Here is a 9,978-nt window from a genome sequence, read left to right as displayed (position 1 = left end):
GCACCGATCGACCCGTGGCGGGGCTCCGGGGCGGGCTGGCCGCCGACCAGCGCCCGCACTCGCGGGCCCGCGACCGGGACCGCCAGGGGGTGCGCGCCCGTCATCCGTGGGACGGCCTTGTGCTGCCGCCCGGCCCGGCCGGCTCTTCGGCGTCCTGTCGTGGGGTCAGCGGGCGAGGGCGACGGCCAGGGGGTGCAGGCGCAGGGGGCGTCCGGTCAGGCGGAGGGGTTTGGGTTGGGTGGGGATGGGTGGTGGTGCGGGTTCGCGCCAGTGGGTGGGGACGGGTTTGACCAGGCGGGCGAGGGTGAGGGTGATGGCGGTCCAGGCGAGGTGGGATTCGGCGTGGGTGATGGTGCGCTCGTAGTCGCGGCAGTACCGGCGGGAGCGCATCAGCCACGAAATTGATCTTTCTACCACCCAGCGTTTGGGTTGGAGGACGAAGCCCTTCTGGCCGCGCCGGCTGACGGTCTTCAGGGTGATCCGTAGACGTGTGCGGGCCCGGTCGATGAGCTGGCCGCCGTAGGCGGAGTCGGCCCAAACAAGGGTGATCTCGGGGTGCGTGAGGCGCAGCCGGAAGAGGATCTCGCGTGCGGCGTCGCGGTCTTGGAGGTCGGCTGGGGTGACCATCATCATCACCGGGGTACCGCGCAGGTCGACGGCCACGTGGCGTTTGCGGCCGTCGATTTTCCTGCCGCCGTCGTAGCCGCGGGTGGCTTGGCCGACGCAGGCGTCGCCTTTGATGGTCTGGGAGTCGACCACGATGGTCACCGAGCGCGGGTTCTTGCCTTCCCGGAGGCGCTGCCGCTCGCTCAAGGCGGCCATGACCTGGTAGGTGACGCCGGCGCGGTGCCAGCGGCTGAAGAAGCCGAAGACCGTCCAGGCGGGCGGGAAGTCCCGTGGGAGGGCGCGCCACTGGCAGCCGGTCTGGTTCACGTAGCGGATGGCGTCCACGATGGCGCGCCACGGCCACTTCCCCGGACGCCTGCCCGTAGGGGTGGCGCCCTGCCGGCGCAGCGGCGGGCCGCGCTGGAGCAGGTCGCCCCGTGGTGGGCACCAGCCTGGCCAATCGCCTGGCAGCGCACCTACGCCGCGGCCGGCAATGGTGGCTGACCTGCGAGGGCCGGGTCGACTGGCCGAGACTGCCGGTCGGGGCCACCTTCGAGGGCGAGCAGCTCGGCCGGTGGGCGGCCGGGCAACGGGCCGGCTGGGCCGACCTGGTCGGGGAACAGCGGGAACTGCTCGGTGCGCTCGGCATCGAGGGGGACCAGGTGCTCGCCGCCGCGAAGGCCACGATGGTGGCCAAGGCGAAGACATCACGGGCGGACCGCTTCGCGCTGGGCCTGGCGGCGCTGGCCGCGTTCGCCGAGCGGGAAGGGCACGTTCGGGTCTCGCGCGCCCACCGGGAGGACGGGCTGGCGCTGGGCACCTGGCTCAACAACACCCGAGCCCGGCGGGCCGGGCTGACCGCCGAGCAGCGCGGTCAACTGGAGGCGCTCGGGGTGACCTGGTGAGCAGCTCTGGCACCAGCGAGGCGGCCGGCGTGCCCGGTGAGGGCGGCGCCGAGGCGGTGGTGCGGGCGCGGGTGGCCGGCGGGCGCCGCGACCACCGCGTCCTGCGGGTCCGCCTCGCCCGGCCCGGCCGGCGGCCGGCGGTTCGGCTGCGGACCCTGTGCGGAGCGCACCACCTGGCCGAGCGAGACCTGGAGCGGCCGCTGTGCGGGGTACCGTGCCCGGCCTGCGAACAGGTCGGCGACCCCTTGGCCGCTCGACGCGCGGTCCTGGCACGCGAACAACACCGCGCCGACCACCACGGCCAGGACCCGCTCCCCTACCCCCTGTCCCCCAGCTCCGCCCGGCCCTGACGGCGGATCGGAACCCGACGATCCGACAAATGATCCGAACCGGCGGAAAGACGTGACCGCGGGCTGGGTGAGCGCGTGCGGCGGATATGACTTCCGGTGCCCTGTGCCCGGACGTTCTGTGAGGAAGTCGCGATGACCGTGTCCCGCCCCACCTCCCGGATGGTGGCCCTGGCCACCGCCACCCTGCTGGGCGCCAGCATGGCCGTCTCGGTGAGCACACCCGCCCGGGCTGCAGGTGACCTGCCGGCCGGCTGCACCCAGACCGGTCCGGTGGGCGGGGTCACCACCTACAGGTGCACCTCCGGGCTAAGCCAAGCCTGGACGCTGACCGGTGGCAACACGGTCATCGACATCACCAACAGCAATCCGGGACAGCCCGGTATCTCGTCCTCCGGCGCGCTCGCGTACACCGGGAAGGGCACCGTGCGGATCAGCGTCACCGGTGGGCGTGGCACCGCCACCTCCCCCGGGGGTGACGGCAATCAGGGCAGCATCCAGATCGGCGCTTCAGCCTCCACCGCCACGCTTCAAGTCTCCGGCGCCCCTGGCGTGAACGGCACCGCCACCGCACGTGCTGGCACAGGAGGCGGGGACGGCTGCGATGGCGGAACCATCACCGTCAACACCCCCGCCCCCGGAAGTTCCGTGACGCTCAGCGCAGGCTCAGGCGGCCGCGGCTTCAACGGCCCGGGTCGAACCAGCACGGCCGGCGGGGCGGGCGGGCACGGGGGCAACGGTGCCCGCAACTGCAAAGTCACCAGCACCATGGCCACCACCATCACCGGCGGCGCAGGCGGCGCAGGCGGGAATGGGGGCAACAACTACCAGAACTTTCCGACGACCAGCGGCGGCAACGGCGGCAACGGCGGCGATGCCGGTGCCGGGACGAGCGGCGGCAGCATCAAAGCCACCTCGACGCTCACCATCACCGGCGGCGCCGGTGGCGCCGGCGGACAGGGGGGCGCCGGCACCATCGCCAGCACCAGCGGTACCGGCGGCAACGGGGGCGCGGCCGGGACCGGAGTCGACACCACCACCGTCAACGCCACCTCGACGCTGACCATCACCGGCGGCACCGGCGGCACCGCCGGACCCACCAGCATCACTCGCGGGGGCACGACCGGTACCGCCGCCCGCGGTGGCACCGGAGGCGTCAACTGCATGATCACCGCCCCGAACGCCTCGATCGCACTCCCCGCCCGCCCCCTCGCGTTCGCGCGATCAGTGTCGGTGATCGCAGGCGGGGCCGGCGGGCAGAGCGGGACAGTCGTCGCAGGCACCCGCACACCCGCCGGAACCGGGGGAGTTGGTGTCAACAACTGCACCGTCAACCTGACCATCACCTCGTTCTCCGGCCCCGGCCTGACAGATGTCGCTGCCGGGGTCGCCGGCGGAGCAGGCGGGGCCGGGCACAATGGTTCCCCGGCCGGGAGCGGCGGAACCGGCACCATCGGCGGAAGCACCACCGTCACCCTGAAAGCTGCAGCACCGGGCGAGGCTGGCATCGTCGCGGGGGTCGCCGGCGGACCGGGCGGGAGCGGAGATTCAGACTCCCTGAACGGCGCCGGTGGAACCGGCGCCGCGGGAGGAACCGTCAACGTCATCAAGACCGCCTCGGCACCGCGCTTCGCCGGCATCACAGGAGGCCAGGGCAGCCCCGGTACCGTCGGCAGCGCCGGAGGAACCGGCACCACCGGGACCACCACCAGCAGCACCAGCCTCGTCGTGCTCGGTGGCGAAGGCGGCTACGGCACAGGGGCCAGCGGTATCGGCGGGGCCGGAGGCGACGGGAACCAGGGCACCCTGAGCAGCACAGCCACCAGCCCCACCATCACCGTCACCGGCGGGCGAGGAGGTTCTGGCGGGGGCCTCGGAAAGAACGGCGCCGGCGGGGCCGGGAACCTGGGCACCATCAACGGCGCAACCAGCGGCAACTACACCATCACCGCCACCGGCGGCACTGGAGGCCAAGGCCCCACCACCACAACCTCCGGCGTGGGCAACGCCGACGGCGCCACCATCTCCTTCTCCGGCACGAACAACACGATCACCGTCGACACCAACGGCACCAAAGCCCCCAGCACCGCACGCATCGACGGCAACGCCGGCAGCAACAACACCATCAACGTGACAACCAACAACGGCGTCATCCAAGCCGGCACCGGCCAACACAACACCTGCAACATCACCACCAACAACAACCCCACCAAAACCACCAATTGCTGACCCCCACCCGCCCCGACCAGCGAACCCGACCACAGGCGCAGCGGAGGCCAGGCCCGGAGCCCTGTCTCCACGGCACCCGCTCACGCCAGGCGGCCACCGGCATGCGACCGGCCGGGCCGACCTGCTCAAGGAATAGCGCGAGCTGATGGTCGGGCTCGGGATCGAGGAGGACCAGGCGCTCGCCGCCAAAAAGGCCGCCGCCGCGGCCAAGCGGCGCACCTCGCGCACCGACCGCCTCGCCCAGGGCCTGGCCGCCCTGGCCCTGTTCGCTGAGCGGGAGGGTCACGTTCGAGTCCCGCGCGCCCACCGTGAGGACGCGGCGTCGCTGGGCACCTGGCTCAACAACACGAAGGCCCGGCGGGCCGGACTGACCGCCGAGCAGCGCGGTCAACTGGAAGCACTCGGGGTGGCCTGGTAGGGCCGGCTGGTGCTGCGCGGGGCGGGTGACCACGTTGTCCGGGAACAACAGGCCGCAGGCCGCCCCGAAACCTCGGCCGGACGCCCCGAGACGGCCAAGGGCGAGCGTACCGGCGCCGATCGGCCCCAGGGAAGGGCACAGCGGGGCTGTCCTTCGACAAGGAAGTTAGCCGGAGTCAGTCCTCTGACCAGGCTCGACTGACTTCCTTGTCAAGGCGTCGGAGTGGGGCCGGGGCGGCAGATGCCGCAGTGGGGCCGTAGGTCGTGGCGTCGGATCCCCTTCGTCAGGGTGGAGTAGGCGCCCTGATAACCGAGTTCCACCAGGTCCTCGAACAGGGTGGAGACGGGCAGGTGGGGATCGTCGGTGAAGCGCCGCCGGCAGTAGTCGATGAAGGGCTCCAACTGGTCGGGTCCCGCGCGGCGGGTGGCGCTCGTTGGACGCTGGCCCGTCAGGTAGCTGCGGATGGTCTTCCGGTCGCGTCGCAGGTGGCGGGCGATGACGGAGATCGTCCAGCCACGAGCGCGCATGGCCTGGGCATCTTCGACTTCCTGAGGAGTGAGCATCGTGGCGGCCCTGTTCTCCCGGTTCACGTGGCGGCGGTCTTGCGCTGGCGCGCGATGTAGCTGCTGACGCTGGCGAAGCTGATGGCGATGTCGTGGTCGTCGAGGAGCCGGCACCAGATTTGGCGGGCGGTCAGTCCCTGTTCCAGGAGTGCGTCAATGTGCTCCCGGGTGTGGTCCAGGACCCGCTTGTAGCGGGCGACGACCTGTCGACGTTGCGGGGTGACGGCCGTCAGGGCCCGTCGGACGGCGCGGGGACGGACGCGGTGGCGGGCGGCGAGGACGCCGACAGGACAGCCGACTTGGGCGTCTGTGCGTATGGCGGAGACGAGCATGAGTTCGTCGGCTCTCGCCGATGAGACGCTCGCTGTGGGCGGCCGGTGCCTGCGTCCCGAGGGCCGACGCGCCGCGGGCGGAGCTGGTGGCAGCAGGTCGGGAAGAGCCCGGGCGAGGTTGGCCGCAGAGCGTCCCGTGAGGGCGGCGAGACGGGCCGGGCGGACGGAGGCGGTGGGACTTGTGGTGTTGCAGAGCGTCTCGTGCAGGAAGCTGGGTTTGAGGTGGTTGGCGCGGGCCAGCCGCCGGACGTATGAGGCGGTGCTCTCTCCCAGGTGAGGGCGGATGGGGATGGGCAGCGGTGCCAGGCGGTCGGGCTCTGGGCCGGTCACTGCCGGGTTGCCTTCTTCAGCGGGGACAGCGCGGTCTCGGCGGCGTGGTCGAGAGGGACGGCGTCCAGCCCGTCCTTCGTCACGCGTTCGGTGCCTTCGAGGATCGCGTCGATCGCGGCTCCGCGGATCGCGTGTGACAGCGCGCCGATCATGCCGTCGGCCCGGGTGTGCAGGTAACGGGACAGTTTGACCAGGCTGCCGGGCGGGTGGTCGTGCAGCAGGAGGGTGTTCTCCATCGTTGCGACCAGTGCTTTCCACTCGGTGCCGTAGGGGAACGGGCGGGTGGGCAGGAGGGTGAAGCGGCCCGCGATCTGGGCGCCTCGGGTGCCAGCCAGGAGTTCGCTTCCCTCGACGTCGATGCCCGCATAGATGAAGGTGGCCGGGATCCGTTCCGAGAAGTACTTCAGCGTGTCGGAGACCTCGGCGCCCGACCGTGTGGTCTGCGAGATGTTGTGGATCTCGTCCACGAGTACCAGGCCGCTTCGGGTGTCGGTGCAGACGCCGACCACGGCCTCGATGATGTCGGTCATGTTGGAGCGGCCGTTGACTGGCAGGCCGAGGAAGCGGGCGAACTCGGCGGCGACCATGCGGGCGGTCGCGGCCGGCGGGACGGTGACGTAAAGCACCGGGATGCGGTCGGAGACGCCCGGGTGCCGGGCCCGGTCGAGCAGTTCGTGGGAGCGTCCGAGCTGGGTGATCGCGATGGTCTTGCCGGTGCCGGCCATGCCGGAGACGATCAGGCCGCGACGGGCGCTGATCGCGTGCCGGTTCAGCAGGACCAGGCGGCGCCCGCAGGTTGCCGTCTTCTGAACGAACGAGGTGGCGACCACCAGCATGCGGGCGTGGTGGTCGAGGCGGTCCTCGTCGTAGAGGTCGCGTTCCGTGGCGGACATCCGTCCCAAGTCGTGCTCGGAGAGCAAGACCGGGGGCTCGCCGGCCCCGGCGACGAACCTCCGCCAGCCCTCCAGGGTGGTCAGCTGCCGGCTGGCCTCGGCGTCCGCTTTCTGCAGGACGGTGTGCCCGGTCGCCGGGGCAGAGGTGGTCATGTGCGCCTCCAGGGGTTCGCGAGCGGGTCGAACAAGCCCAGCGGGATGACTTCGGCGAGTTCCTCGTCCTCCTCCTGCGGCGGCGGGGCCTCGGCGGCAGGCTCATCCGGGAGCGGGCGAGCGGTGGTTGTGGCGAGCGTGCGGGCTGCGACGCGGCGCTCGCGGCGGGCTCGCTTCGCGGGCTGGGCGGGGCCGTCATGGGCGCGCTGGAGCAGGGCCGCCGCGGCATCGGCGATCTGCTCTTCGGTGCCGCCGGGCGTCTGCTCGACCGCCAGGTCCCAGGCCATCTCCCCGAACGGGACGCCGGCGCGGTGCAGGTGCTTCCAGAAGACGGTGATCCACTCGCCGCGGCGGCGATCCCGGACCCAGATCCGGGTGACGTCGTAGGGGTCGTGGTGGATCTCCCACAGCCCCTTCTTCTCCGCCACTCCGGAGTGCTGACGGCGCAACGGGTTCAGCTCGGGGCCGTCGTAGGTGCGGTGCTTGATCCGGATGCCGTAGGAGTTGACGGCCTGCCAGCGGGCGGGCAGCAGTTCGATGTAGTCGTCCCCGCTCAGCTGGACCGGGACGTAGCCGCTCGACTCCACGAGCGCGGCGTACTTCTCGTTCGGCGAGAACGCCCGTCCGGGCGCGTCCGGGTCTCGGAGCGCGTCATGGGGCCTGGATTGCCAGACCGCGATGAGCCACTCGTCCAGTAGGCCCTGCAACTCGGGCAGTGACCACAGCGGCCCGTCCTCCAGACGTCGGCCGCGGTGCTCGGTGCTGCGGCCGGTGTAGCCGGCGACGAACTGCGCGAACAGCGAGGCCACGGACGCCAGGGTCTTCTCGATCGTCCCCTTGTCGCTTGGCGTCGCCTTGTGGGCGGGCTGCAGGTTGATGCCCAGAAAGCGGCATGACGCGCGGAAGGTGCGGGAGACGAACACCTTGCCGTGGTCGCAGACGATCGTCTCCGGCACGATCACCGGCCGCGCGGCGGCGTGCTCCAGACGCTCGTCGATGTCGAGCAGCCGCTGGTGCGGCAGCACCGAGCGGGACATCCGCAGCGCGTCCGACCAGCCCGGACGCATCGGCTCGGGGGTGATGCTGTGGGCCAGCAGCGCAGACGCGTCGGCGGCCTTGGTCGACGGCCTCAGCACCGCCGCGGTGATCGACCTGGTCGCGATGTCGACCATGGCCGTCATCTCGATCTTCTCGGCGATCCCGCCGTCCAGCCGCACCAGCACGTCCAGCGGAGTGGAGTCGATCTGCACCAGCTCGCCTGGCGCGCTTGCCGGAGCCTCCCCGAACGGGCCCGGTGGACGAAGGTTGACGGACTGCCGGGTGCGGGCCGAGCCGGTCGCGTGTGTGCCCGCGGCCAGCTTCCCGAAGAGCCGGTAGAGGGTGCGCTCGGTGGGGACCTCAATGCCGGCGGCGTCCTCACGGCTGGCCAGGATCTGCCGGGTTCGCCAGACGGTGAAGCCGATCGTCCTCGTGGACGCATCCGCCGTCTCGGCGATCGCCTGCCGCATGGCCTCCACCACCGCCGGATGGCACCGCCCGAAGGCGGGCATCTGCTTGGCTGTGCGGCCGTCGACCAGCCCGAACAGGCCCTCGCGCTGGTAGCGCTGGCGCCGCTGTTTGACCCCGCTCGCGCTCACCTGGTGCCCGGCCGCACTCAGTTCGGCGGCTTTGGCCCCCTCGCGCTGAGCCAGCGAACACCGCTTCGGGTCGAACTCCGGCCGCGGCACCGACCCCTGTGGCGCGTCCGGCGGAAGCCCGCGCAGCACCTCCAGGATGTGCCGCTCCCACCAGCGGGCCTGCTCGGCCGCCTCCTTCGGGAACTCCTCCAGCCGGGCCGTCGGCGGAACCCGCCGTCCTTCCTCGCTCACTTCCAGCCTCCCGTGCCAAGACGCACCGGCGTGCGCGGCCCGAGCAATTCGGCGCCCAGCTCGTCCGCGACCAACTCCCGCCGCCAGAGCAGATGGAACAGCACCGGCAGCGTCGCCAGCCGCTCCCCGGCCGCATCCGCCCCGCGCAGCAGCCCGGTCGGCGTGGCGAAGACCTCCCGCAGTCGCAGCTCGATCTCGCGGCGCAGGCAGCGCGGGTGCCGGTAGCGCGCCAGCCATCGCACATTCGCCAGCAGCACCGCCTCCGGTTCCCCCACCCGATCGAACCGCCAGCCGGCCATCTCGCAGGCCAGGCGCGTCATCGCGAACGCCTCCGCGTCCCGTTGCTCGATCCGGTCGTCCGCGCGAACATCGACGACGACCGCCGAGCCGTCCGTTCGGCGCACGAAGTAGTCCGGCGCGTGCCGACGCTCCCGCTCGCCGTCGTGCCAGTGCAGCCAGAACGGCTGCGAGGCGACCGCCACCACATCAGGTTCGAAGTCCAGCAGGACCAGCCGGTCCCGCTCCAGCCAGGACTCGAACCCGACATGGCCACCCGTGGTCGCCGACCAATACCAGCCCGCGAAGTGGCGCTCGCCCCGCGACCAGCGAAACGACCGCACTGGCGCCGCCGCCTCGAAGCGCGCAGTCACGCAGTCCAGCAGCGGACGACGCTGCCGCCCTCGTACCGCGTCCACGTACGCCATCTCGAAGTACGGCCCCGCAGCATCCAATCCGGCAGGTACGGCCATCCAGCACCCCCAGCCCGTTCACCTCACTGGGCAAGGTTCGCTGTCGCAGACACCGGAACGGCTGGATTCGCTGTCAAACGCCTCGAATGGATGACAAGGGACAGGGGCGCCTGGCAGGCGCTGTGGCGGCGGTACGCGCCGCCCTGATGAGGCTGGCCGAATTCGACCAGGCCTGCTGCTCGTTCCCCACTTGGTTGCTGTAGTCAACGATGTCCGGGGCCGCCCGCTCGTGGAGTATGCGGGCCGTGCCGAGCCGTCAAGGGCGCCTCCGGCGGCGCTACGCGCTGGGCTCCGCCCACCCCGGACTGCTCGCCCCGCCCCTGGACCTGGCCGGCTACCGGGCGGCCCCTCCGCTGTGGCGGCGGTCCGCAGGTCAGCGTGCTGATGGTGGGGAATCGTGCTCAGCAGGTCTGACCCATCCCCCAGCGGGGGGTGGTCGTTTTCAAGGCTCTGACCGGAACTCCGGATGCTGTTGGTGATCTTCATGAGTGACGGGTTCGAGTCCCGTCGCTCAGTTGCTGGCACAGGTGCTGGAAGCGGGTGGCCTGGCCTCGTTGGGGGTCGGTTGATCTGGCGTCGTCGCGG

The 9,978-nt window shown here is 71.6% G+C and carries 10 protein-coding genes; 4 read left to right on the top strand and 6 right to left on the bottom strand.

Features of this window, described 5'->3' with window-relative positions:
* Window positions 1-165: 165 nt before the first annotated feature.
* A complete protein-coding gene (locus ACQRUO_RS36110; RefSeq protein WP_428320403.1) occupies window positions 166-1,014 on the bottom strand; it encodes an IS5 family transposase in 849 nt (282 codons plus the stop codon).
* Between the two features lie 29 nt (window positions 1,015-1,043).
* Between ACQRUO_RS36110 and ACQRUO_RS36105 the strand changes: the two genes are divergently transcribed.
* From ACQRUO_RS36105 to ACQRUO_RS36090, 4 genes are all read left to right on the top strand, one after another.
* Window positions 1,044-1,511 (top strand): helicase associated domain-containing protein, encoded by a 468-nt coding sequence (locus ACQRUO_RS36105; protein WP_428320401.1) that lies wholly within the window; start codon window positions 1,044-1,046, stop codon window positions 1,509-1,511.
* On the top strand, window positions 1,508-1,861 hold the full coding sequence (locus ACQRUO_RS36100) for a hypothetical protein (RefSeq protein ID WP_428320400.1): 354 nt from the start codon (window positions 1,508-1,510) through the stop codon (window positions 1,859-1,861). Before ACQRUO_RS36105 ends, ACQRUO_RS36100 begins: the two co-directional genes overlap by 4 nt.
* A gap of 132 nt (window positions 1,862-1,993) precedes the next feature.
* Window positions 1,994-4,087, top strand: coding sequence for a hypothetical protein (locus ACQRUO_RS36095; RefSeq protein WP_428320399.1), 2,094 nt, complete (start codon window positions 1,994-1,996; stop codon window positions 4,085-4,087).
* Between the two features lie 145 nt (window positions 4,088-4,232).
* Window positions 4,233-4,505 carry a helicase associated domain-containing protein gene (locus ACQRUO_RS36090; protein WP_428320398.1) on the top strand — a complete coding sequence of 91 codons (273 nt, stop codon included), beginning with the start codon at window positions 4,233-4,235 and terminating at the stop codon, window positions 4,503-4,505.
* 209 nt (window positions 4,506-4,714) lie between these two features.
* On the opposite strand, the gene ACQRUO_RS36085 is transcribed toward ACQRUO_RS36090, so the two are convergent.
* The 5 genes from ACQRUO_RS36085 to ACQRUO_RS36065 all read right to left on the bottom strand — a co-directional run bounded on the left by ACQRUO_RS36085 (window position 4,715) and on the right by ACQRUO_RS36065 (window position 9,393).
* Complete coding sequence (locus ACQRUO_RS36085; protein ID WP_428320397.1) at window positions 4,715-5,095, bottom strand: hypothetical protein; 381 nt, start codon at window positions 5,093-5,095, stop codon at window positions 4,715-4,717.
* The gene (locus tag ACQRUO_RS36080) at window positions 5,092-5,400 is read right to left on the bottom strand and encodes a hypothetical protein (protein WP_428320396.1); all 309 of its coding nucleotides are present in this window, start codon (window positions 5,398-5,400) and stop codon (window positions 5,092-5,094) included. Before ACQRUO_RS36080 ends, ACQRUO_RS36085 begins: the two co-directional genes overlap by 4 nt.
* A 326-nt stretch (window positions 5,401-5,726) precedes the next feature.
* The gene (locus tag ACQRUO_RS36075; protein ID WP_428320395.1) at window positions 5,727-6,776 is read right to left on the bottom strand and encodes a TniB family NTP-binding protein; all 1,050 of its coding nucleotides are present in this window, start codon (window positions 6,774-6,776) and stop codon (window positions 5,727-5,729) included.
* On the bottom strand, window positions 6,773-8,284 hold the full coding sequence (locus ACQRUO_RS36070) for a Mu transposase C-terminal domain-containing protein (protein WP_428320402.1): 1,512 nt from the start codon (window positions 8,282-8,284) through the stop codon (window positions 6,773-6,775). The genes ACQRUO_RS36075 and ACQRUO_RS36070 overlap by 4 nt, the downstream gene beginning before the upstream one ends.
* Before the next feature lie 356 nt (window positions 8,285-8,640).
* Window positions 8,641-9,393, bottom strand: coding sequence for a TnsA-like heteromeric transposase endonuclease subunit (locus tag ACQRUO_RS36065; RefSeq protein WP_428320394.1), 753 nt, complete (start codon window positions 9,391-9,393; stop codon window positions 8,641-8,643).
* Window positions 9,394-9,978: the final 585 nt, after the last annotated feature.

Source organism: Kitasatospora sp. LaBMicrA B282, assembly GCF_050325825.1.
Taxonomy (GTDB): Bacteria; Actinomycetota; Actinomycetes; order Streptomycetales; family Streptomycetaceae; genus Kitasatospora.
This window is presented reverse-complemented; position numbering and strand designations above follow the sequence as displayed.